Origin of the sequence: Streptosporangium pseudovulgare (genome assembly GCF_014648055.1) — a bacterium.
In the GTDB taxonomy this organism is placed as follows: Bacteria; Actinomycetota; Actinomycetes; order Streptosporangiales; family Streptosporangiaceae; genus Streptosporangium; species Streptosporangium pseudovulgare.
On sequence record NZ_BMQJ01000033.1, the window covers coordinates 22,305 to 44,341 of the forward strand.

Below are 22,037 nucleotides of genomic sequence, written 5' to 3' on the forward strand. Positions count from 1 at the left end.
GATGGCGGTGATGTCGAGCTCGGCTGCTTCCACGAACAAGATCTTCAGCGAGAAGATCTCCACCCGCCTCAAGGTCCGGTCCGGGTTCGCGAAGGCTCTGGCCACCGCCCGGCGGATCAAGGCCCATGCTCCGCACTGCCGCGTCATCCTCACCGTGTACGAGATGAAGCGGCTCGGCCGCGACGCCGGCGAGCTCACCGCCCTGGCCGACCACCTCACCGCACACGGCCTGGCCCTGGAGATGCTCGCCGGGATCTACGATCCGGCCGGGCCCGGCCGGATGCTGTTCACGTTCTTCGCCGCCATGGCCGAAACCGGGCGGGAAGCAATTCGTGAGGCCATGCTGGAAGGATTGGACGCCGCAGCCCGCAAGGGCAACCACGGCGGCCGTCCCGCCGTCATCACCGACGACATGATCCGCACCGTCCTACGGCGCCGCGCAGCCGGCGAACCCGTCGGAAAGATCCGCAAGGACTTGATCATCCCCACCGGCAAGCGCGAAGCAGCGTGCGCCGGGACTTGTCTGGACCGGCCGTCGATCATGTCCAACAACCGAGAAGGGCCTGTGCCGTCACGGATCGCGGTCAGGTCGATGATAACGGTCACGTACTTGCCGCCCTTGCGGGTGTGCCGCCAGACGTGCTCATCGATCCCAATGACCTTCACGCCGTCGAACCGGGCCGGGTCGTTGATCAGTACCTGCTTGCCCTCGGCCAACACGGCGTCGTTCGCGGTGCTCCACGCGACCGCCAGCGTTCCGTGCCATGGCCGACATCGGGGCACCGCCGCATAGCGCGAGGTCACCTCGTCAGCGCCCGGACCTGATCGGCCGGAGGAGCGGTCACGGTCGTATCACCCCAATGGGAAAAGGTGACCTCCGCCGGGGTCTTCGCGGTCAGCCGTTGCCGCGCTGGCCGCCCCTGACCATCGAGCCAGAGCTCGTACGTGGCCTGCGCGCCGAACTCCTTGAGCAACTCCTCACGCAGCCGTACCTGCGCCGCCTTGTCCCCGGCCTGGACCAGGGCGTACTCGTTCTCGGTGTCCTGCGTGAGCGGCAGCGGATCGTATACCTCGAGGAACGCGCCGAGATCCAATTCGCCGAGTGCCGCCTGCACGTCGATGGCGACCGTGTAACGGTCGAGCCCACCATCCGACGCCGGGCCGCTCGCTCGTCCTCTTGCTGCCAGCAGCGCGTGCACCCGGTGGCTGTTCACCAGCGTCATCGCCTGGCTTGTCACCACGCCGATACCGAACAGGTTGTACGGCTCGTGCTCTTCGGTGATCTTGTCCCAGGTCTTGCCCGGCGCAACCTCTTCTCCCAGCATCTGCATATACGCAGCACCGCCCGTCCGGATGAGCCGTCCGCGTAGGCCCGCACCCAGATCGGCGAAGACATCCTGGTCCCGCCCCTTGATGACCACGGTGGCGCTCTCGGTCCCCTTCTTCGCCACCCGCTTGACGTCCGGGTGCGCCTGCAGATACGTCTCGACATATCCGGCGATCTCGGGAGCGGCCTTCGCTCCCGAGCTGCAACCCGCCACCAGCAGCACCAACACAGCGATCATCACATACCTGGGCACACCGGGCATGCTCGCACAGCTGCGTGCAGAACCCTCTGGGCGGGATGTGTAGACCACGTGCAGAAAGATCTGTCCATCACCCCGGAGCCGCGTCCACACGTGGCCTGCTCTCAGGCGTCTTTACGGGCAGTACGTGCTGTCACTTCTCACGAACATTTCTGCACCTGTTGATCATCGGCTGCTGCCCGAACCCGTCAACAAACGCTGCTACTTCCCACCGACATAGCCACCAGGTCGGCGCAGCCGCGACATTCCAGTGATCCATCACCGCGGCGTAGTGCTCAGGCTGCAGGGCGGCGACCGGACAGTGCGGGCCGGTGGCCGCGGTCAGCCGGGTAAGGGTCTCGGCGTAGCCGGCGCGGGTGGTGGCCGTAGTAGGGGAGTCGAGGAAACGCTCGACTGCGGCCGTGCCCGTCACGCCTGCGGTCGCAGGGTCGGGCCGGCTGGGGAACACCACGATGGGCACGGAGCCGCCTCCCGAAAGGCGATGTGACACATGATGCAGCCGAGTCGCCCGCGCGGCGGCGGTCGCCGAGCAGAGCGGAGGTGACCCGTCGGTTGGCGGCGTGAAAGATAATGCACATTCTGTGTCACATGCGTCATTCCGCTGTTCCTCCTGCGGGGGACGCGTCCTCGGATCCCGCGAAAACCACGACGAGCTCCAGCCCGCCACCCGGATTGGGGCTCGCTCGCACGTCGGCCCCGTGAGCCTTCGCGATCGCCGCGACGATCGACAATCCGAGTCCGGCGCCCTGGCCAGGGGTCGTTTGCAGCCGCCGGAAGGGCTCGAAGAGGTCGCCGAAACGTTCCTGGGGCACGTGCGGGCCGGTGTTACGGACCGTCAACACTCCACGGGAGAGCGTTACCTCAACGGTTCCGCCCGGATGGTTGTAGCGGACCGCGTTGTCGAGGAGGTTGGTGACGAGCCGGTTCAGCAGGACAGGGTCTCCATCGACGACGAACGGCTCTGCCCGCCCCGTCACGGTGACGCCGTCCGAACCTGTTTCCGCCAGGACGAGCCGTACCGCCTGGTCCAGGGCCACCGGTCTCCGGTTGTCCAGGCCGTTTTCCGCCTGGGCCAGGACCAGCAGGGCGTCGATGAGGTTCTCCGCGCGGCGGTTGTGGCGCAGGAGCGTGCCGCGGATCTCGGCGCCGTCCTCGGGGAGCCCGATTTCGATCGCCGCCCGCTGGACGGCCAGCGGGGTCCGCAGCTCGTGGGAGGCGTTGGCGATGAACCGCCGCTGTCCCTCGACGGAGCGTTCGAGCCGGTCGAGCATCGCGTCGAAGGTGTCGGCCAGTTCCTTCAGCTCGTCCTTCGGCCCAGTGAGCGCGATCCGCTCGTGCAGGGTCGACAGGGACAGTCGCTGCGCGGTGGCGGTGATCCGGTGGATGGGCCGCAGGATCCGCCCGGCGACCAGCCATCCGACGGCCAGCGAGACCAGCGTCAAGATCCCCACCGTGAAGGCGGTCATCTCCCACTGGTAGCCGATCACGCCGTTCACCAGCTCGGGTAGCTGCGGCCGCAGCGGCCGATCACCCGGTGCCACAGCTCCCCGGGGTAGCCGGGCGATCCGCGTCTTCAGCGCCTGGCGCAGCAGGAGGTTGACCGTGAGCAGCAACACGACCGAGGTCAGCAGGAACAGTCCGGAGTAGATCAGGGTGAGTCGGATCCGGATCGTCGTCACAGCAGGTATCCCGCACCGGGAACGGTCTGGATGCACGGCGGGTCGCCCAGCTTGGCCCGTAGGCGGCTGATCAGGACCCGCACCACCGTGGTGAACGGATCGGCGTTCTCGTCCCAGGCCTCTTCAAGCAGCCGTTCGGAACTCACGACGGTGCCGTCCGCCCTCATCAGCACCTCCAGGACGGCGAACTCCTTGAGTGACAGGTGCAGGTGCCGCCCGTCCCGCGAGGCTTGCAGCCGGTGGGGGTCGAGCACGATCCCGTGCCGGGTCAGTACCGGCGGTACCGCCGACCGGCTGCGCCGTCCCAGCGCCTGCACTCGCGCGACCAGCTCGGCGTAGTCGAACGGTTTGGGCAGGTAGTCGTCGGCTCCCATCCCCAGACCCGCCACTCGCTCCGGCACCGACGCCGCCGCCGTCATCATCAAGATCCGCGTACGGCTCCCGCGTGCCACCAGCTCACGACACACGAGGTCGCCGTGCATCTCGGGCAGGTCCCGATCCAGCACGAGAACGTCGTAGTCGTGCACCGCCAACCGTTCCACCGCGGCGGCCCCGTCGTACACCACGTCGACGGCCATGGCATGGCGGCGCAATCCCACCGCCACGAGATCGGCCAGGTCTCGTTCGTCTTCGGCCACCAGAATGCGCACCCGGCATTCATACTCGAACCGGGGTTGCAACGGCGTTAACGGATCCGTTCACGACCGTGTAACCCGCTTCAGGCCACGCTGGCGGTCATGATCAGAGCCCTCTGCGCGGCCGTCCTGGTGGCGGCTTGCTCCATGTCCGCATCCGCGTCGGCATCGGCCACGACGTCCCAGCCGGCGTCCCCGTCGGCCACCCGAGGCGGGGGCTGCACCACCAGCACGGCGCCACCGCCGGAATCGGCACCGCCGACATCGGTGAACACGCTCCGGCAGGCGTACTTCTGCGTGCTGGACAACTACTACAGCGGCCCCGTCATGGACCCGAAGGAATTGCTGCAGAGCGCCTTCGCCGCCTACACCCAAAACCTGATGCGGCGCGGCGCCGACCGGCGCCACCTCCAGCTGCCCGCCCTGAGCGGGAACCGCGACACCGACTGGGCCGCCGTCGCGAAGGTCCTCGGTGACGGCGACCCCGCCGCGCTGCGCGCCGCGATCACCGGCATGGTGGCCGGGCTCCACGACGACCACGCCCGCTGGGTCCGGCCGGACCCGTCGCAGGGCGAGCCGATCGGGACGGGCATCACGGGCGTGTCGGCCGAGTACGGCCCGCAGCTCGACCCCGCGGCCCGGCCGCCGCTGTTCATCACCCGGGTCCTGCCCGGCAGCCCCGCCGCCAAGGCCGGCATCAGGCCAGGGGACATCGTGGTCAAGGCCAACGGCGTGCCGGCGTTCATCGGCGACGCCGTGAACCAGAGCCTCGTCCAGGCCATCACCGCCCCCGGCACCGTACGGCTCACGCTCAAGCGCCCCGCAACAGGACGGACCCGCACCGTCGAGCTCAAAGAGGGCCCCATCACGCGGCAGCCCCCGGCGGTGACGTCAAAGAAACTCGCCGACGGCGCCATCTACGTCCAACTGCCCGGATTCTACGAAGGCGCCGCCGACCAGGTCATCGCCAAGCTGCGGGACAAACCGAAGGTCGTGGTCCTCGACCTGCGCGGCAACGGCGGCGGGTCACCTCGCGAGGTGACGCGGCTGCTCGGCGCATTCGCGCACGGCAAGGTCACGAGCTACTTCTGCCCGCTCAAGGGCGAGTGCGTGCCCAACCGGACCGACGACAGCGTCCCGCTGCTCGGCGCGCGCCTGATCGTCCTCACCGACCGCGGATGCGCCTCGGCCTGCGAGGACTTCAGCGCGGCGGTCAAGGACAACGGCCTGGGCACCCTCATCGGAACCCGCACCGCCGGAGCCGTCTCCGGCCCCAGCCAGGCATACCTCCTCGACGACGGCAGCGCCGTGCTCCTGCCCAAGGTCCGGCACCTCGGGCCCGCCCGCGAAATCATCGACACGATCGGCGTGCCGGTCGACCACTACGCCCCCATGACCGCGCTCGACCTGGCCACCGGGCGCGACCCGGGGGTGGTCAAGGCGCTGGCGCTTCTTTGACGCGCTTGCCGCAGCGGCTGGGCCGTCCGCCTCCTTCACCGTCGCCGACACGCAGCGCGCCGTCATGGCCGGGCCGGGCCCGCTCGACCGCGGCGCTGTTGGCGGAGGGCATCGTGCTCCCGCTTGGGGCGGGCCTGCGCCGGCTCAAGACCCGTAAGCAGAACCGGATCTATCGAAGGAGTGGGATTGTGAGCGATGCCGTCGGCACGCCCGTACTGAGCGCCCGCGGGCTGCGGAAGGAGCACGGCAAAGGGGAAGGATCGGTGCGCGCCGTCGACGGCGTCGATCTCGACGTCAGCGCGGGAGAGACGGTGGCGATCATGGGGCCCAGCGGCTGCGGTAAGTCCACGCTGCTGCACCTGCTCGGCGGGCTGGATCGGCCCTCGGCCGGCGAGATGTCGCTGAACGGCCGGCGCATCGACAACATCAGCGAGAAGGCCCTGGCCCTGATGCGGCGTACCGAGGTCAGCTACGTCTTCCAGTCCTTCCACCTGATGGAGGAGCTCACCGCCGTCGAGAACGTCGAGCTGGCGGCTCTGCTGGCCGGACGCTCGCCGCGGGTCGCACGGCGGCGCGCGGAGGAGCTGCTGGATCAGCTCGGGCTCGCCGGCCGGGCGCGGTTCCTGCCCTCCGCGCTGTCGGGCGGCCAGCGGCAGCGGGTCGCGGTCGCCCGGGCGCTGAGCAACGAGCCGCTGGTCGTCCTCGCTGACGAACCGACCGGAAACCTGGACAGCGCCGCCACCTTGGACGTCCTCCAGCTCTTCGAGGACCTGCACGAGTCGGGGCAGACGCTGGTCATCGTCACCCACGACGCGCGGATCGCGGCCACCGCGGACCGGAAGTTCTCGATGCGCGACGGCGCGTTCGCGGACGAGACCTGGCTGACCGGCGGCACCACCGGACAACTCGGCGCGCTCGTCGGGCTGGAGGATTGACCGCAATGGGCCGCATCCTTCTCGTGGTCCGTCTGGCCCTGCGAGACCTCCGGCGTCGCCGTACCGAGGCCGCGCTTCTGCTGACCGCCATCCTGGCGGCCACCACGACGCTGACGCTCGGGCTCGTCCTGCGCGACGCGGCCGGCGACCCGTACCAGAGCACCCGGGCGGCGACCAACGGACCCGACGTGGTCGCCAACGCCAACCTCGCCGGCCTCGCTGAGCTCGGGAAACTGGCCGCCGCCTCCGGCGTCACCGAGCACGGCGGACCGTACCCCGTCATCGCGGGAAAGCTCGAGGCGTCCGGCCGGACGTCGGATGTCCAGGCCATGGGGCGCGACGCCACCGTCGCGGCGGTCGATCAGCCCCAGGTGACGCAGGGCAGGTGGGTCAGCGACGGCGGCGTGGTGCTCGAGGCAGCCTTCGCCGACTCGCTCGATGTGGGCGTCGGTGACTCGGTCACCCTGGGCGGCAGGTCGTTCGAGGTCGTCGGCGTCGCGGTCACCGCCGCCATGCCGCCCTATCCCGGGGCGTCCTGCATCGTCTCCGCCGGCTGCATCAACGGCGCCATCCCCGACGACCGGGACCTGCCGGCGGGGTTGCTGCACAATCCCGGGCTGGTCTGGCTCACCCAGGCGGACGTGCGGAGCCTCGCCTCGGACCGAAGCCCCCTGTCCTATGTGATGAACCTGAAGCTGGCCGAACCGGACAAAGCGCAGGCATTCGTCGACCGGACCGGTGGCGATCATGGCGGCGCCATGCCGATGCAGACCTGGGAGAGCATCCTCGCCGACGCCACCGACCTGGCCGAAGACTCCCAGATCCTGCTGCTGATCGGCGCCTGGCTGCTCGGCCTGCTCGCCGTGGCCGGTCTTTCGGTGCTGGTCGGCGGCCGGATGGCCGATCAGACCAGGCGTATCGGGTTGCTGAAAGCAGCCGGCGGCACACCGGTCCTGGTCGCTGCCGTGCTGCTCGCGGAGTACCTCCTGGTGGCCGCCGTCGCGGCCGCGGCCGGGCTGACGATCGGAGCACTGACCGCTCCGTTGCTCACCGAGTCCAGTGCCGGCCTCGTCGGCAGCGCGGGGACGGCGTCGCCGACGTGGTCCACGATCACCCTGGTGACCGCCGTGGCACTCGGCGTCGCGATCGTGGCGACCGCTGTTCCGGCCTTGCGCGCGGCCCGCTCCAGCACCGTCAGCGCGCTGGCCGACGCGGCCCGCCCACCTCGCCGCACCGGCTGGCTGATCACTGTCTCGACGCGACTGCCCGTCCCGCTGCTGCTCGCCTTGCGGATCGCCGCCCGCCGGCCGCGACGGGTGGTGCTGGGTGTGGTCAGCATCGCGGTCACGGTCAGCGGCATCTACGTCCTGCTGGTGCTCAACGCCTTCCTCGGCGGCCAGCCAGGCATCGGCGCGTACACCGAAGCTCAGGTGGCGGTGCTGCGGCACGTGCTCCTCGTCTGGACGGTCATCCTGCTCTCCCTGGCGGCGGTCAACGCCATCGTCATCACCTGGGCGACGGTGCTCGACAACCGGCGCGCGTCCGCCCTGGCGCGCGCCCTCGGCGCCACCCCGCGGGAAGTGACCGTCGCCCTGGCGACCGCGCAGGTGCTGCCCGCGCTCCTCGGCGCCGTCCTGGGTGTCTTCCCGGGAGGCTTCCTGCTGTTCGCCTCCATCAACACGATCACCGGCGGCGACAGCGACAAGGCCACGCTTCCCGCACCCTGGCAGCTGATCGCCCTGGTGCTGGCAACCGTGCTCGTGGTGGCGGCGCTCACCTCCGTTCCCGCCCACCTTGGCGGCCACCGCCCCGTGACCGCGACGCTCTAAGAACCCCTAACAGAATGATTCGCGATCTCAGGAGTCGATCTCCCAGAAAAGCGCACCTGCCTCTTCGGTGACCAGGCAGGCAGGCGTCCGCTGAGGGATCGAGGGTGAACCCCGTGGATCCGGCTCCTCCGATCACTGATACCGTCTTGTGAAAACGGTTCTCATTATCGGAGTGTTTCGTGGGCTTGTCCTCCGCCCCACAGCGCCCGGACCTTGACGTGCGCTCAACCCCTCCCGCTCCGGCCCCGCCGGAGGAATCCCCCCGGCCAACAGCGCGAGCGCTGCCGATGTCTGCAGCCGTCACCCTGCTGGTCTGCTCCCTCTGCGTCTCGGTGCTGCTGGCGATCGGCCTGGGCGCTGCGGCCGTGCCACCCGGCGAGACGCTCCGCTACCTGTGGGCGGCTCTCACCGGAGGGCGGATCACCGCTGAGGAGGTGACGTCGTACCAGATCATCTGGCAGGTGCGGACCCCGCGCGTGCTCCTGGCGGCCGTGGTCGGAGCCGGGCTCAGCGCGGTCGGCGTGGCGATCCAGGCCATGGTCCGCAACGCGCTGGCCGACCCGTTCGTCCTGGGCGTGTCCTCGGGGGCCTCGGCGGGAGCGGTACTGGTCACCGTCTCCGGTTCCCTCGCAGCGCTGGGGGTCTACGCGGTGTCGGCCGGCGCGTTCCTCGGGGCGCTGCTCGTCTCGGCTCTGGTCTACCTGGCCTCGCGGGGCGCCGCGGGCCTGGCGCCGCTACGGCTGGTGCTCACCGGCGTGGCGATGGCGTTCGGCTTCCAGGCCGTGATGAGCGTGATCGTGTACTTCGTGCCGGACGGTGAGGCGACCAGCACGGTGCTGTTCTGGTCGATGGGCGGTTTCGGCGCGGCGACCTGGGGGGCCCTGCCCGTCGTGACCGCCGCCGTGGCCGTCGCGCTCGTCATCCTGCGCCGGCTCGGCCGGGGCCTCGACGTGCTCGCCCTGGGCGACGAGACCTCCGCGAGCCTGGGGATCGACGCCCGCCGGCTCCGCCGGGGACTGTTCGTGCTGACCTCGCTGGCGACGGGAGCGATGGTCGCCGTCAGCGGCGCGATCGGGTTCGTCGGACTGGTGCTGCCGCACATGGTCCGCCTGCGGGCCGGCGCGGCACACGCGCGGGTACTCGTGATCGCCCCCTTGGCCGGCGCGGTCTTCATGGTCTGGGCGGACCTGCTGGCCCGGACCATGGTCGCCCCGCGAGAACTCCCCATCGGTGTGATCACCGCGCTGGTGGGCGTCCCGGTCTTCCTCCTCCTGCTGCGCCGCCGCGGCTACCTGTTCGGAGGCCGCTGACGATGACCCTTCTGCTCGATGAGATCTCGGTCTCCGTCGACGGGGCGGCCCTGCTGCGCGACCTGGCGCTCACCGTCGGGCCCCGGCAGATCGTCGGCCTGATCGGCCCGAACGGCTCAGGCAAGACCACCGCCTTGCGGTGCGTGTACCGGGCGCTGCGGCCGACCGGCGGCGTGGTGCGCATCGACGGCAGGGACCTGGACCGGATCCCCCTGCGCGAGAGCGCCCGGATGATCGCGGCGCTCACCCAGGAAGGAGGATCCGACCTCGACTTCACCGTCGGGGAGGTCGTCGCGCTCGGACGCACCCCGCACCTGCGCGGCAACCAGGCGCTCAGCGCAACCGAACGCGAGCTGTGCCGCCGGGCCATGGCGCAGACGGGGATCGCGCACCTGGCCGGCCGCGGCGTGCTGTCGCTGTCCGGCGGTGAACGCCAGCGGGTCCTGGTGGCCCGCGCGCTCGTGCAGGAACCCCGGGTGCTGATCCTGGACGAGCCGACCAACCACCTCGACCTGCACCACCAGCTCCGGCTGCTGTCGATGCTCAAGGAATCCGGTCTCAGCGTGCTGGTCACCCTGCACGACCTCAACCTCGCCGCCTCCGCGTGCGACCGGCTGGCGGTGCTGTCCCGAGGGAGTCTCGTGTCCTGCGGGCCTCCCGCCGAGGTCCTCACCGAAGCGCTCCTGCGCGACGTTTTCGGCGTCGCGGCGAGCATCGTCCCCCACCCCCTCACCGGCGTCCCCCAGGTGCTCTACAACCTGGGCTCGACTCCGACCGCGAAAGGAAACCCCGCGTGACCACGCGCTCCCCGCTGGCGTTCCGCCCACTGCGCTTCACCGTCCCAGCCCTGGTGGGTGTCCTGCTGCTGACCGGCTGCGGAGCCCAGGTGGACGGCCCCGCAGCCGCCCGGAAGGTGACGGTCAACCGGTGCGGCCAGCCGGTCGAGTACACCACTCCGCACCGCGCCGTCGTCTACGAAGGCGGCAGCGCCGACAAGATGTTCGCCCTCGGCCTCACCAAGCACGTCCACGGCTACGTCATGCCACCCGCCAACCCGCCCGTCACCGAGTCACCCTGGGCAGCCGAGTACGCCAAGGTGAAGTTCCTCAGCGACGACCTGCTCAACCGCGAGCTGGTCGTGGAGGCCAAGGCCGACTTCGTGGTGGCCGGCTGGCGCTCGGGCTTCAGCGACCAGCGCGGCATCACCCCGGCCATCCTCGACGGGCTGAAGATCCAGAGCTTCATGCACACCGAATCGTGCTTCAACTACCCCGGACACCCCGAGCGGGTGACACCGTTCGAAGGCCTCTACACGGACCTGGAGCGCCTCGGGAAGATCTTCGGCGTCGAGGACCGGGCCCGCTCCCTGGTCGACGGGTACCGCAAGCGCGTCGAGGCGGTGCAGGCACAGGCGCCCAAGGACGAGCAGGTCCCCGTCTTCCTGTACGACTCGGGCACCGACAAGCCTTTCACCGCCGGCAGCCAGGTGCCGCCCAACGACATCATCCGCTTGTCCGGCGGCCGCAACGTCTTCGCCGACCTCGACGCCCGATGGACCGAGGTGACTTGGGAAGCCGTCATGAAGGCCAAGCCGGAGGTCATCATCATCCTCGACTACGGGGACAAGCCCGCCCAGGAGAAGATCGAGTTCCTGAAGGATTTCCCCGCCACCAGCAAGCTGCCCGCCGTCGTCAACGACCGCTTCTTCATCCTCGACTACAACGAGGGCATCAGCGGGCCGCGCAACCTCGACGGCTTGGAGAAGTTCGCCGCATATCTCCGCGAGCTGGACAGATGAGCAGTCACGGCGAGACGGGCCACGCCCCGTGACCGCACCGGCGACCGTGTCCCCAATGCCGGCACGCCCCCGGAGATCGTCGAACCGCGGCCGTAAATCCCTGTCTTCACCTCCCCTGCAGATGGCTGTGGTGCTAATCGATGCTGATCTCCAGGTCGGCCGCGAACGCCTGGGCCAGGCCCGGAAGCTGCGACCGATCGACGATGACCTTCTTGAGCGCGCCTACTCCTCGGAGGCTCGCCAGGTCGTTGCCGCGCAGGTCGCAGCCGCGGTAGGTGCCGCCGTCGAACTCGGTCAGGCGCAGGTCGCACTCCTCGAACGCCGCGCCGCTCAGGTCGCACCCGCCGAAACGCGCTTCATGCAGCGAGCACCCGGTGAAGATCACCGAGCCTGCGGCGCGGAGCCGGATGAAGGCCGCGTAGTCCAGCCTGCACCGCTCGAAGACCACGTCATCGAGCATGACCTGCTCCCATGCGGAGCCGAGCATCGTGCAGTCGGTGAAGGCGACGCGGGAGAGCCTGCTGTCCGCCCAGCGCAGGCCGGACAGGTCGCAACCGGAGAACGCCACCGAGTACACGGTCAGGTCGTCCAGGCGGGCACGCTGGGTGGTGAGGCCGGTGACGCGCCCGTCCATGAGCCGGACACCCGACAGGGGCAGCTCCCGCAGGCCGGCGTCGGCGTAGCGGAAGTCACGCAGCTCGCCGTGCTCACCCTCCAGCGAATCGACGTCGTTCAGGCCGGCGTCGTCCAGGTCGGGCAGCGTGACGCTCCTCTGGCGTACGGTGCGTGTATCCATATGTCCTGCCTTCCCCATCGATCCCGCCGTGGGCGCGGGGCCACCACACCCACGACGGCGCACAAGACGCCGCCGCCTTCCCGGCCGGCCACCCGCACCCCCGCTGATACTGAACGCCATGACGGACACCTTTCCAGCGGACGCGGCGGCGCCGTTCAGCAGAATCATGATCCGCGTGGCCGCGCCGGTCTTCTGTGGTGATGACGTCGTCCTGATCCGCCGCGACAGGCCTCCGCATCCTCCGCCGAGCCCGCGGAGCCCGGCCGCCCTGGTCACGACGGATGCCTGGACCGAGGACGGCTACCCGGGCGCGGGGGCGACGATCGTGGCGGCGCGTGGCGGGCTGCCGGCGGAGGTGACGTGGGCCTGGCCGTTCGAGGTGGACGGCGAGCCTGACCCGTATGTACTGCTCCAGGGCACCGCGTCGGCCACGTCCGTACCGGCAGCCGTTGGCGGTCACCCTGCCAGGTCCACGCCCGTCACCGCCATGCGGTCGGCCTCGGCCACGATGGCCGCGGCCCTGCCCCCGCCCTCCGTGTACGGAGAGGGCATGGCGCCGTGGCCGGTCCCAGGAAGCGCGCCGGGCTCGCGCGAACTGGTCTGCGGGGACCTCTTTCACGAGCAGAACGCCTACGGCGGCGCGCCCGCCGTTACCCGACGTCTGATCGGTGAGGTTTCGGTCCGCGAGGATGTGCTGTTCCTGTCTGACGAGCAGAGCGCCGAACAGGCGCGCACCGGGCCGCTGGGCTGGGATGGCTCATGCCTGTCCGACGAGAACGAACAGTCCTACAGCATCGATCCCCGGCTCGAACCCTTCACCAGTGGCCCGTGGACGGGAGAGACCAGGACGTTCGCCGTGCAGCACCTCGATGACTCGATCGCTCATGTCGCCGTGGGCGTGTGCCATGGCACCACCATGGTCTATCTCCGTTGGCAGGGACCGGCCGGAAGCGATCCGGCCGCCGTCCTTCGCACCGGCCACGCCGCCATCATGCGCACACTCGGCCGTCTGCCCGCCGGTGGATGAAATTCCGGTCCTGCCGTTCGCGCCGCTCTGAATTGTTTTGTGATCTTGTCGATAATCGAACGATTCTCAACAGTCGGGGTCGGCGGGCGGCTGGGGCGGGGCCGCGAGTTCGGACATTCAGCAAGACCGCCGTCGTCATCATCACCGCGAAGTCCGCCGGGCACAAGGTCTTCGGCCTCGCCACCGCAGGCGTCCGTCTCGCTTGACCTCTTGCGCGTCAGTCCGGCAGCCAGTGCAGCTCGTGCGCCAGGGTTTTGGCGACGGCACGGATGCGGCGGTGTAGTGGCGACTGCTCGCGTGGGAGGACCAGGTGGATCGTCAGGCTGGGCGCGCCCCGCAGCGGTCGCCAGGTGAGACCGGCCGGTTGTACCGTGACCGCGGCTTCTCCGGCCGGGGCGAGGGTGACCCCGTCGCGCAGGTCGCGCTGAGACATGTCGAAAGAGACAGCGGGCGTGTGGAACCGGGGGTGTGGTCGGATGTCTCGGAACAGTGCGGACAGCTGATCGTGGATCACGGGGTTGGCCGCACGGTCCGGGAGTCGCAGCGGATACGCGGCCGCGTCGGCGATCTCGATCTCCGGGTGTTCGGCCAGCGGATGGTGCTGCGCCAACTGGACCCCGATGCGCTGACGCCGCAGCAGGAACCGGCGCACGCCACGGCCCGGCTGTTCACCGCGGGTGATCCCGGCATCGATGCGGCCGTCGGCGACCGCGGGGGAGATCTCCGGTGTCGCCATCGGGACCGCGCCGACCTTGAGTCCGCTGTTGCCGCGAATCAGCCTGTCCACCAGCGCCGGTGCCGTCTCGGCCCCGGCGCTGAGGCTGTATCCGATGCGCAGCGTGCCCAGTTCACCGGCCGCCGCGCTCCGGGCGGTGTCCCATGCCCGGTCCAGCGCCGCCAGCGCGGGCGGCGCGGACTCCGCCAAAGCCGCACCGGCCGTGGTCAACACGACGCTACGCGTGTTGCGGACCAGCAGGGCCGTACCGAGTTCCGCCTCCAATCGGCGCATCCGGGCGCTGAGTGCGGGCTGTGCGATACCGATCCGTGCGGCCGCGCGGGTGAAGTTCAACTCCTGCGCCAGCACCAGGAAGTACCGCAGGCTCACCGTATCCGGCGCCATGTGCCCTCCCTGCCGATTGATAACGATCCGTTCTGAGTCTATCCCGTACCGGTCTTTCCCCCGACCGCACATCAAGCCCTAACCTGCGCATATGACGATTCCACTGACCGCAGTACCCGTCGCCGGGATCGATCGATTTGAGTGTCAATCCGAAGTCGGACGTGTCCGGCCGAACATAGGAGGTTTCCATGGCCAAGGGCTACTGGGTCAGTGTCTACCCCGCCATTTCCGACCCTGAGAGGCTGACTGCCTACGGCAAGCTGGCCCGTCCGGCTGTCCAGGCTGGGGGCGGGCGCGTCCTGTCCCGTGGCGGTCGAGTCGTCGCCCACGAGGCCGGGATCACGCAACGCGTCGTTCTGATCGAGTTCGACAGCTTTGAACAGGCCGTCGCGGCATACGAGAGCGAGGCATACCAGAAGGCGCTGGTCGCCCTCCCCGACGGCGTCGAGCGCGACTTCCGCATCGTCGAAGGCATCGACTGACCGAGGTCCAGTCGGATCTTCACTGAAGATCCACCATCTTGGTTTTCGCTGGTGCGGCTGCCGGTGTGGCGCTACAGCTTCGACGTGGCGGCGACCAAGGGAGAAGCGCCGTATTTCGCGGTCTTCGAAGGCGACTTCGCTGACGCCGCCGCCATGGCCGCGGCGTCAGCGAAGTCGCCGCAAGGCCAGTGGGTGGCCGCCGATGTCGCCAACTACGCGACCGGCGGTCCTGTGGCGGCTGCTGTACGACAGCGCGGCCCGCACCGAGGAGGTCCTGGCCCTGAACGTCGAAGAACTCGATCTGGGCAACCGGCGCGCCCGGGTGCGGCGCAAGGGCGGCGCGGTCGACATCATCGTCTGGCGCACCGCCACCGCCCGCCTATTGCCCCGCCTGCTGGCCGGACGCCGGGCCGGGCCGGTCTTCCTCACCGATCGCCGCGCCCGGGTCGTGCTGCCGCCGGGCGACCTCGACTCCGACTCCGGGCGGGCCCGGCTGTCCTACCGAAGGGCCGCCGAGCTGTTCGAGCAGACGACCGGCGACTGCCCCGGCGGGCCCTGGACACTCCACCAGCTCCGCCACTCCGCACTCACCCACGCCGCGGAGGACGGCGCCAACACCAGCACGCTTCTGGCGTACTCCGGCCACACCTCAGTCGCGTCTCTGGCTCGCTACGCCCGCGTCTCCCCCGAGGCGCTGGCTCGCTGGCAGGAGACCCGAGACCCGGCGACGCGACGCCGGTAACACCTACAACGCCGCAGCCCTCCGGCCCCTGCCGACCTGCTCCACCAGGATTAGCGAAGCACCAGGTCAGGGCCATATCCGCCCGATTTTTCTCGAGTACTACGGCAACCCCGACCGGCAACGTGCAGATCGCCATGGCTCACCTGCGCGCTGCTCGCCGAGATCCCTTGTCCGGCCTCGGGGAACATCGGTACAGCGGTTAACGCTAAGCCGGTGATCATGGTCCGGCTGGGGTGAGCACGCTGACGCGGTTCTCGTACTCGCGGCGAGCCTTGCGCTGGGCCGGCACCACGGGAACGCCGGTGCCGCGTACGAGGCGGAACATCTCGGAGATGTGGACGGTGTCGCCCGGCCGCGCGTAGTCGAGGAGCGCGCGGAACTTCGGGCGCTGGAGGGGGCAGACCAGGTACGAGAGAAAGGGGCAGTGTCCCTCCCTCTCGGAGAAGTTGCTGATCAGTGGGTACGGCGACGCGGTGCCAGAACCTCGGTGACCTTGGCGATGGCCTCAGCTCCGGGCTTGACGTAGCGCATGGCGGTGCGGGGGTTCTTGTGCCGGGTCTTGCCCATGATGAGCTGCAGCGGGATCTCGGCGTCGCCGAGGTGGGTGGCGGCGCTGTGGCGCAGCTGATGCAGGTCGAGCCCGGCGTAGGTATCGAGCAGGACGCGGGCGCGGTCGTAGCCGAGGCGGGCGCGGCCGGTGTGCGGGCAGATGTCGGGGGCGGTCGGCCGACGGGCGGGGACCGGGCGGCGTTCGGACAGGAACAGCGGCCCGTGGGTGCGTGAGGTGCCGTCGGGCAGACGGAGCAGGCGGGGCAGGAGATGGGCGGTCCCGCTCTCCCAGTACACCCACTCGACGGCGCCGCCCTTGGAGCGGACGGGGGCGCGGCGGTGCTCCAGGTCGAGGTCCTCGACGTTCAGCGCCAGGATCTCCGCGGCTCTGGCCGCGGTCTCGTACAGCATCCGCCACAGGGTCTTCTCGCGCAGCGGGATGCCGCGGCGTGACAGCAGCCGGTGGATGGTGGTCTTGGCGACCGCGCGGGTCTCGTCGACGTTCTCCTTGCGGCGTTCGGCGTCCGCCGGGACCGAGGGGGCGGCCCAGTGCTTCTTGGTCTGGCACCAGATCAGCCAGGAGGTGACGGCGGCGCGGTTGTGGTTCCAGGTGGCCGGCGCGCTCTGGCCCCACAGGTCGGTGAGCGCGGCGCCGATCTGGCGTCGGCCACGTCGGCGAGCGGCCGGTCGCGGCCGAGCCGCGCGATGGTGCGATCGATGGCCGAGGCGTAGGCGCGGTCGCCGCGCCGCCGCGATCGCTCATGTACGTGACAATAGGTGATTATCGCGTACATGAGTCAGCGCAGGCCCCGCCACGCGGCGGGGCCGTACTTTTGCCATCAAAGGATCATGCCCGGCCACGTAGCGCCGGAGATACCCGGCCATTCATCGCCGGAACTTACAGCCTGGCCGCCCACCACGCCCACGTCTTCGGCCGCTGCTCGGCCACGACCGGCATCGTCCCGTTCACGGACCTGGTCAAACAGGTCATGAGCCAAGGGCCGTATGCCTGCAGATGCCAGGACCGCTTCACGCGTGGACGGGAGACGTCAGTGATCAGGCAGTGAGCGAGTCGGGGTAGAACCGCTCGACGTGGTCGCGCTCGGTGTACATGCGCCAGTACTGATCGGCCAGGTCGTCCGGATCGACGATGCCGACCTTCGGGCCGTCGGCCGCGGTGAAGGCGGCCTGCGCCGCGGCGGCCACCTCGCTCCGGGCGATCAGGGAGGCGACGCTCAGGGTGCCGGCGTAGACGCCCGTGCCGGCCAACTCGGCGTTGAGGGAGTACAGGTAGTTGCGGGTGGCGGACATCACCGGGCCCAGGCCGCTGAGGTACGGCATCGGCCGCGCCGCCGAGTAGCCCTGGGTCAGCAGAAAGGCACCGTCACCGCGCTCGGTCCACTCCGGCAGCACTGCCCGGACCACCTCGACCGGGGTGAACAGGAGCAGCGGCGACAGCTCCATCAGGGTTGCCGCGTCCAGCTCGGTGGCGGCGGTGAAGCCCGTGTCACCGCTGATCGGCCCGTACTCGACCACGTCGATCCGGCCCAGGCGGTCCCGGATCATCTGCACCAGGGCAGGCACCTCGGAGGGCTTGGCAAGATCGGCGGAGAAGGCGACCGCCTCAAGGTGCCGCTGAAAGAGATCGCCCGCCGGGCCGGGGTGAGCCACGGCACCCTGTACAACCTCTACGGCACCCGCGAGGCACTCATCGACGAGGTGGTGACCGACCTGGCCGCAGGCCGCCTCGACGAGGTCGCCGAGCACGCCCTGTCCTTTGGCGACGCCTGGGACGGATTCGCCTACTACATCGAGAAGGTCTGCGAGCTGCAGGGCCCGTGGCCGACACCCCGGTATTCCGCGGCCACGGATGTCGGTTCTCGGTGGCCGGGGCACACGCCGGCGCAAGCCCGCTGCGGCCACTGCGGCCCGACCTGGCGCTCGCGTCCTGTGGGCCGCAGGCTGTGGCGTCAGAAATCCTCAGTCAGAGGCTGTCGAGGAAGTCTCGGAGAAGGTGGTTGACGTCGTCGGGGCGTTCCTGCTGAATCCAATGGCCGCAGTCCAGGAGATGGCTCCCCCTCAGATTCGGGAGGGTACGGGGGTAGGCGTCGATCGCGTCGGACAGCCACATGGTGGAGGCGTCCCGCTTGCCACCGACGAACAGGGCCGGCTGCTCGATCGGGGCCCCGGCGTAGGGAGCCAGGTCCTCCCAGTCACGGTCCATGCTGCGGTACCGGTTGAGCGCTCCGGTCAGGCCCGTCCGCTCGAACTCCGCTCGATCCACGTCATCCAAGGCCGTCCCTCGCCTCGATCCCGGCGTCCAGCAGCCGAAGCCGTAGCGGCGATCAACCGTGCCGAACGGTCTTGTTCACCAAACCGCAACCAAACCCACGCGGAGGGTCACGTCAGCGGACGATCGCACCTTTTGACCAGCGGCTCAGCGACTCACTGCCCCTTTCACTCGTACTTGGTCTGCCCCCTGGAGGGGGTGGAGGCGGCTGGAGGTACCGCCGTCCTCCTCGAAGACGACCGGATTCTCGATGCCGGCCTCGTCCAGGACAAGGTTCTGCCGGGCGGTCGACTGCTGGTCGGTCAAGACCCGCTTGTAGACCAGGTTCGCCACCGAGGGCCCCTTCCGTGCGGAGGATCGGGCCCCATCTGCCGTCAAACCCTGTCAGCAATCATCATCGGATCCGATTGGATTCGGGCTGCCGCGCACCCCCGGATTGCACGAGTTCATTGGACGCGTCAGCTGCCTGTCGTCAAACGATCCTTGGGTTCATCGTGGTGTGGTGCGGGCGCGGAGGTGTGCGCGTTCTCCTTGGCGGCCGAGGAGGCTGAGAATTTCGACGGGGTGCTCGTCGGCGTTGCCGAACCAGTGGGGGGTGCGGGTGTCGAATTCGGCGGCTTCGCCCGGGCCCATGATCAGGTCGTTGTCGCCCAGGACCAGGCGCAGTCGGCCGTCGAGGACGTAGATCCATTCGTAGCCCTCGTGGCTGGCCTGCTCGGGTTCAGGCGAGCGCATCTTCGGCGAGATGATCAATTTGTAGGCTTGCAGGCTGCCTGCCCGTCGGGTGAGCGGGAGCATGGTCATGCCGTGGCGGGTGACGGGCCGAAGGTGCAGGCGGGGGTCGCCCGTCTGCGGGGCGCCGATGAGCCGGCCGATGTCCACGCGCAGTTCCCGGGCCAGGGGCAGGAGCAGTTCGAGGGTGGGGCGGCGCCGGCCTGATTCCAGGCGCGAGAGCGTGCTGAGGGAGATGCCGGTGGCTTCGGCGAGGGCTGTCAGGGAGAGATTGCGCTGGGTGCGCAGCCCTTTGAGGCGGGGGCCGACCGCGGCCATCGTCGACTGTGTCTCTTCATCCATCCTTCTACCTTGCCACCACAGCAAAGATCTTTGCGCTCCGGCAAGGTCGGCGTGACTGTGGGTTCAGGCGCGCCGATCGGGTCCGCCGCACGTGATGGGAGAGACGTGATGAGCAACGACAGCAGAACCGAGGCGCCAGACGCGCCGCGGGCCGCAGCTACGCCCGGCGGGGCGGTGGCGGTGCAGCGTGGGCCGGTGGCGCCGGCCGTGGTGATCTTGGTGTTGACGCAGCTGATGTTCGTCGTGGATACCTCGATCGTGAATGTGGCCCTGCCCGACATCGGTCGTGAGCTGCGCTTTTCCAGCGCGGGTCTGTCCTGGGTCGTCACCGCATACGCGCTGACCTTCGGCGGGCTGATTCTGCTGAGCGGGAAGGTCGGCTCCATGATCGGGCCGCGCCGTGCTCTGGTCCTGGGCGTCTCCGTCTTCGTGATCGCTTCCATCGCGGGAGGGCTCGCGCCGTCAGCGGGGGTCCTGGTGGCGGCGCGCGCCCTGCAGGGGGTGGGTGCGGCGATGGCGGCGCCCAGCGTGATGGTGCTGCTGATGGGGATCACCGCGCCGGGCCCACAGCGCTCGCGTGCGATGGCGATGTTCGTCCTGGCCGTGGGCGCAGGAGCCGCGGTCGGGCTGCCGGCGGGCGGTGTGCTGACGCAGACGCTGGGCTGGGAATGGGTGATGTTCGTCAACGCCCCCATCGGGCTTGTGGTGCTGCTGGGTGCGGTGCGCAACCTGCCGGATATGGGGCGCCGGCGCGCCTCGCTGGACATCGGCGGCACCACGGCCTCGATCCTGACGATGGTGGCGTTGGTGTTCGCCTTCACCTCCGCCGCCGACCGCGGCTGGAGCAGCCCGGTGGTGGTCGGGTCGTTCGCCGTCGCCGCCCTCGCACTCGCGGCCCTGGTCGTGTGTGAGCGCCGGCATCCGTATCCGGTGATGCCGCTGGCGTTCTTCTCCTCCATGCGCAGCGCGGGCCCGCTGCTGGCGATGCTGGTCGTCCCGGCCGGGCAGGTCGGCTTCCTGTTCTTCACCACCCTGCTCACCCAGCAGGTGCTCGGCTTCACCCCGATCCAGACCGGTCTTGCCCTGGTGCCCTTCACCGCCGGCCTGATCACCACCAACCAGCTCACCCCCCGGCTGCTGCCGCGCCTGGGCGAGCGCGTCATCGGCAGTACGGGACTTGCCGGGCTGGTGCTGGGCATCGTCTGGATGGCGCTGGTGGCCGCCGACGCCGACGCGCACACCTCGATCGTCACCGTGCTGCTGCCCTCGATCCTGCTCGGCGCGGGCGCCGGCGCCACTTTCGCCCCCGTCACCGCCGTGATCATGCACCAGGCCCCCACCGAGCACATCGGCGCCGCCGCCGGTCTCACCCAAGGCCTGCAGCAACTCGGCGGCGGCATGGGCCTGGCCGTCCTGACCAGCGTGCTGTCCGCCACCGGCGGCCTGGAGGACGGTCTGGGAGCGACCCTGCTCGCGACCGCCGCCTTCCCCCTGGCCGGCCTGCTCCTGTTCGGCCTCTGGGCGCGCCGCATCCCCGCCCCCGACACCACCCCCGCATGATCGCCCCAGACCCCCGACCACACCCTGGAGAACTCCTGATGAGTGACACCGATCCGCGCTACGAAGCCGCGTTCTGGGACCAGCGCTACCACCAGCCCAACCCCTTGTGGAGCGGACAGCCCAACCCGGCTCTCGTAGAGGCAGCGAACGCGCTCGTGCCGGGTACGGCACTGGAGGCGGGATGCGGCGAGGGCGCCGACGCCCTCTAGCTGGCCCAGGCAGGCTGGCAGGTCACCGGCACCGACTTCTCCGCCCAGGCCCTCGCCCGCGCAGCCGACCACACCCCGGCCGCACTGGCCGGCCGCCTCACCTGGCAGCAGGCCGACATCCGCACCTGGACACCCCACGATGACGGCGCCCCCTGCTACGACCTCGTCACCGCCTCCTTCCTCCACTTCCCCCCACCCCTGCGCCGCACCGTCTTCGCCGCCCTCGCCTCACGAGTCGCCCGCGACGGACATCTGGTGATCATCGGCCACCACCCCAGCGACCTGGACACCGCCATGCCCCGCCCGCCCGAGCCTGACATCTTCTTCACCGCCGACGACCTCATCGACGACCTCCCCGCACACGCCTGGAAGCCCGTCACCCGCACCGCCCGCCCCCGCACCGCCACCACACCCGACGGTCGACAGGTCACCATCCACGACACCGTCCTGACCGCTCAGCGCACCCAGTAACCCTCACCAGCACACGACACCGCGCAGGAACGAGTACGCCCATGCACCACGACCTCGCCCAGCAGACCGCTCTGGTCACCGGCGCCACCGCCGGCATCGGACGGGCAACCGCCCTGGCCCTGGCCGCACGCGGCGCCGACATCATCGTCCACGGCCGCAACGAACAGCGCGCCGCCGACACCCTCCAGCGCATCGAAGCCCTCGGCGCCAAAGCCCGCTTCGAGCCCGCCGACCTGTCCGACCCCGCTCAGGTCACCGCCCTGGCCGACCGCGCCGGAGAAGTCGACATCCTGGTCAACAACGCGGGCATCTTCCACTTCGCCCGCACCGCCGACACCACCCCCGCCACCTTCGACGCCCACATCGCGATCAACCTGCGCGCCCCCTACCTCCTCGTCCAGGCCCTCGCCCCCGGCATGACCGAACGCGGACACGGCGCCATCATCAACGTCAGCAGCGGCGCTGCCGACACCCCCGGCCTCGGCAG

General features: G+C 69.8%; 26 protein-coding genes and 3 pseudogenes. 16 read left to right on the plus strand and 13 right to left on the minus strand.

Annotated features, from left to right (window positions below):
• Window positions 1-10 precede the first annotated feature (10 nt).
• Window positions 11-367: pseudogene (locus IEZ10_RS39620) on the plus strand (recombinase family protein); the annotation flags it as partial.
• Between the two features lie 149 nt (window positions 368-516).
• Here IEZ10_RS39620 and IEZ10_RS36560 read toward each other — a convergent pair.
• The 6 genes and pseudogenes from IEZ10_RS36560 to IEZ10_RS36585 form a co-directional block, all read right to left on the minus strand.
• Window positions 517-753: pseudogene (locus IEZ10_RS36560) on the minus strand (ISL3 family transposase); the annotation flags it as partial.
• A gap of 47 nt (window positions 754-800) precedes the next feature.
• Window positions 801-1,553 carry a hypothetical protein gene (locus tag IEZ10_RS36565; RefSeq protein ID WP_189251094.1) on the minus strand — a complete coding sequence of 251 codons (753 nt, stop codon included), beginning with the start codon at window positions 1,551-1,553 and terminating at the stop codon, window positions 801-803.
• A gap of 166 nt (window positions 1,554-1,719) precedes the next feature.
• On the minus strand, window positions 1,720-2,046 hold the full coding sequence (locus tag IEZ10_RS36570; protein ID WP_189251095.1) for a hypothetical protein: 327 nt from the start codon (window positions 2,044-2,046) through the stop codon (window positions 1,720-1,722).
• Window positions 2,047-2,179: 133 nt separating this feature from the next.
• On the minus strand, window positions 2,180-3,265 hold the full coding sequence (locus tag IEZ10_RS36575; RefSeq protein ID WP_189251096.1) for a HAMP domain-containing sensor histidine kinase: 1,086 nt from the start codon (window positions 3,263-3,265) through the stop codon (window positions 2,180-2,182).
• Window positions 3,262-3,915 carry a response regulator transcription factor gene (locus IEZ10_RS36580; protein ID WP_189251097.1) on the minus strand — a complete coding sequence of 218 codons (654 nt, stop codon included), beginning with the start codon at window positions 3,913-3,915 and terminating at the stop codon, window positions 3,262-3,264. Before IEZ10_RS36580 ends, IEZ10_RS36575 begins: the two co-directional genes overlap by 4 nt.
• Window positions 3,916-3,983: 68 nt before the next feature.
• Window positions 3,984-4,175, minus strand: a complete 192-nt coding sequence (locus IEZ10_RS36585) for a hypothetical protein (protein WP_189251098.1) — start codon at window positions 4,173-4,175, stop codon at window positions 3,984-3,986.
• On the opposite strand from IEZ10_RS36585, the gene IEZ10_RS36590 reads away from it, so the two are divergent.
• From IEZ10_RS36590 to IEZ10_RS36615, 6 genes are all read left to right on the plus strand, one after another.
• Window positions 4,168-5,358: a S41 family peptidase gene (locus tag IEZ10_RS36590; protein WP_189251099.1), complete on the plus strand. Its 1,191-nt coding sequence runs from the start codon at window positions 4,168-4,170 to the stop codon at window positions 5,356-5,358. The genes IEZ10_RS36585 and IEZ10_RS36590 overlap by 8 nt on opposite strands.
• Before the next feature lie 188 nt (window positions 5,359-5,546).
• Entirely contained in the window at window positions 5,547-6,293 is a 747-nt protein-coding gene (locus IEZ10_RS36595; RefSeq protein ID WP_229812023.1) for an ABC transporter ATP-binding protein, read from the plus strand.
• Between the two features lie 5 nt (window positions 6,294-6,298).
• Window positions 6,299-8,122 (plus strand): FtsX-like permease family protein, encoded by a 1,824-nt coding sequence (locus tag IEZ10_RS36600; protein ID WP_189251100.1) that lies wholly within the window; start codon window positions 6,299-6,301, stop codon window positions 8,120-8,122.
• 218 nt (window positions 8,123-8,340) lie between these two features.
• Window positions 8,341-9,432: a FecCD family ABC transporter permease gene (locus IEZ10_RS36605; RefSeq protein WP_444545407.1), complete on the plus strand. Its 1,092-nt coding sequence runs from the start codon at window positions 8,341-8,343 to the stop codon at window positions 9,430-9,432.
• A 2-nt stretch (window positions 9,433-9,434) separates the two neighbouring features.
• Window positions 9,435-10,229: an ABC transporter ATP-binding protein gene (locus tag IEZ10_RS36610; RefSeq protein ID WP_189251102.1), complete on the plus strand. Its 795-nt coding sequence runs from the start codon at window positions 9,435-9,437 to the stop codon at window positions 10,227-10,229.
• Window positions 10,226-11,230, plus strand: coding sequence for an ABC transporter substrate-binding protein (locus IEZ10_RS36615; RefSeq protein WP_373287455.1), 1,005 nt, complete (start codon window positions 10,226-10,228; stop codon window positions 11,228-11,230). Before IEZ10_RS36610 ends, IEZ10_RS36615 begins: the two co-directional genes overlap by 4 nt.
• Before the next feature lie 133 nt (window positions 11,231-11,363).
• Here IEZ10_RS36615 and IEZ10_RS36620 read toward each other — a convergent pair whose 3' ends face one another.
• Window positions 11,364-12,026 carry a pentapeptide repeat-containing protein gene (locus IEZ10_RS36620; RefSeq protein WP_189251103.1) on the minus strand — a complete coding sequence of 221 codons (663 nt, stop codon included), beginning with the start codon at window positions 12,024-12,026 and terminating at the stop codon, window positions 11,364-11,366.
• 166 nt (window positions 12,027-12,192) lie between these two features.
• Between IEZ10_RS36620 and IEZ10_RS36625 the strand changes: the two genes are divergently transcribed.
• Window positions 12,193-13,053, plus strand: coding sequence for a hypothetical protein (locus IEZ10_RS36625; RefSeq protein WP_189251104.1), 861 nt, complete (start codon window positions 12,193-12,195; stop codon window positions 13,051-13,053).
• A gap of 217 nt (window positions 13,054-13,270) precedes the next feature.
• Here IEZ10_RS36625 and IEZ10_RS36630 read toward each other — a convergent pair whose 3' ends face one another.
• Window positions 13,271-14,173 carry a LysR family transcriptional regulator gene (locus tag IEZ10_RS36630; protein ID WP_189251105.1) on the minus strand — a complete coding sequence of 301 codons (903 nt, stop codon included), beginning with the start codon at window positions 14,171-14,173 and terminating at the stop codon, window positions 13,271-13,273.
• A gap of 188 nt (window positions 14,174-14,361) precedes the next feature.
• Here IEZ10_RS36630 and IEZ10_RS36635 point away from each other — a divergent pair, with 188 nt between their 5' ends.
• Both IEZ10_RS36635 and IEZ10_RS36640 read left to right on the plus strand, forming a co-directional pair.
• Window positions 14,362-14,655, plus strand: coding sequence for a DUF1330 domain-containing protein (locus tag IEZ10_RS36635; protein ID WP_189251106.1), 294 nt, complete (start codon window positions 14,362-14,364; stop codon window positions 14,653-14,655).
• 202 nt (window positions 14,656-14,857) lie between these two features.
• A complete protein-coding gene (locus IEZ10_RS36640; RefSeq protein ID WP_189251107.1) occupies window positions 14,858-15,397 on the plus strand; it encodes a tyrosine-type recombinase/integrase in 540 nt (179 codons plus the stop codon).
• 453 nt (window positions 15,398-15,850) lie between these two features.
• Here the strand turns inward: IEZ10_RS36640 and IEZ10_RS39625 are convergent, their stop codons facing one another.
• On the minus strand, window positions 15,851-16,357 hold the full coding sequence (locus tag IEZ10_RS39625) for a tyrosine-type recombinase/integrase (protein ID WP_229812024.1): 507 nt from the start codon (window positions 16,355-16,357) through the stop codon (window positions 15,851-15,853).
• A 645-nt stretch (window positions 16,358-17,002) separates the two neighbouring features.
• Complete coding sequence (locus IEZ10_RS36650) at window positions 17,003-17,713, minus strand: SDR family NAD(P)-dependent oxidoreductase (RefSeq protein ID WP_229812025.1); 711 nt, start codon at window positions 17,711-17,713, stop codon at window positions 17,003-17,005.
• On the opposite strand from IEZ10_RS36650, the gene IEZ10_RS40520 reads away from it, so the two are divergent.
• The gene (locus IEZ10_RS40520) at window positions 17,609-17,968 is read left to right on the plus strand and encodes a TetR/AcrR family transcriptional regulator (protein WP_373287456.1); all 360 of its coding nucleotides are present in this window, start codon (window positions 17,609-17,611) and stop codon (window positions 17,966-17,968) included. The genes IEZ10_RS36650 and IEZ10_RS40520 overlap by 105 nt on opposite strands.
• Here the strand turns inward: IEZ10_RS40520 and IEZ10_RS36660 are convergent.
• From IEZ10_RS36660 to IEZ10_RS36670, 3 genes are all read right to left on the minus strand, one after another.
• Window positions 17,931-18,239, minus strand: coding sequence for an alpha/beta fold hydrolase (locus IEZ10_RS36660; RefSeq protein ID WP_229812026.1), 309 nt, complete (start codon window positions 18,237-18,239; stop codon window positions 17,931-17,933). The genes IEZ10_RS40520 and IEZ10_RS36660 overlap by 38 nt on opposite strands.
• A gap of 144 nt (window positions 18,240-18,383) precedes the next feature.
• Window positions 18,384-18,569, minus strand: a complete 186-nt coding sequence (locus tag IEZ10_RS36665) for a hypothetical protein (protein WP_229812027.1) — start codon at window positions 18,567-18,569, stop codon at window positions 18,384-18,386.
• 156 nt (window positions 18,570-18,725) lie between these two features.
• Window positions 18,726-19,310: a helix-turn-helix domain-containing protein gene (locus tag IEZ10_RS36670; protein ID WP_189251108.1), complete on the minus strand. Its 585-nt coding sequence runs from the start codon at window positions 19,308-19,310 to the stop codon at window positions 18,726-18,728.
• 108 nt (window positions 19,311-19,418) lie between these two features.
• On the opposite strand from IEZ10_RS36670, the gene IEZ10_RS36675 reads away from it, so the two are divergent.
• From IEZ10_RS36675 to IEZ10_RS36685, 5 genes and pseudogenes are all read left to right on the plus strand, one after another.
• Complete coding sequence (locus IEZ10_RS36675) at window positions 19,419-20,870, plus strand: MFS transporter (RefSeq protein ID WP_189251109.1); 1,452 nt, start codon at window positions 19,419-19,421, stop codon at window positions 20,868-20,870.
• Window positions 20,871-20,908: 38 nt separating this feature from the next.
• Entirely contained in the window at window positions 20,909-21,079 is a 171-nt protein-coding gene (locus IEZ10_RS39630) for a hypothetical protein (protein WP_229812028.1), read from the plus strand.
• Window positions 21,080-21,328: pseudogene (locus IEZ10_RS40525) on the plus strand (class I SAM-dependent methyltransferase); the annotation flags it as partial.
• 6 nt (window positions 21,329-21,334) lie between these two features.
• On the plus strand, window positions 21,335-21,550 hold the full coding sequence (locus IEZ10_RS39635; protein ID WP_229812029.1) for a hypothetical protein: 216 nt from the start codon (window positions 21,335-21,337) through the stop codon (window positions 21,548-21,550).
• Window positions 21,551-21,591: 41 nt separating this feature from the next.
• A partial coding sequence (locus IEZ10_RS36685) for an SDR family NAD(P)-dependent oxidoreductase (protein ID WP_189251110.1) occupies window positions 21,592-22,037 on the plus strand: 446 nt, incomplete at its 3' end.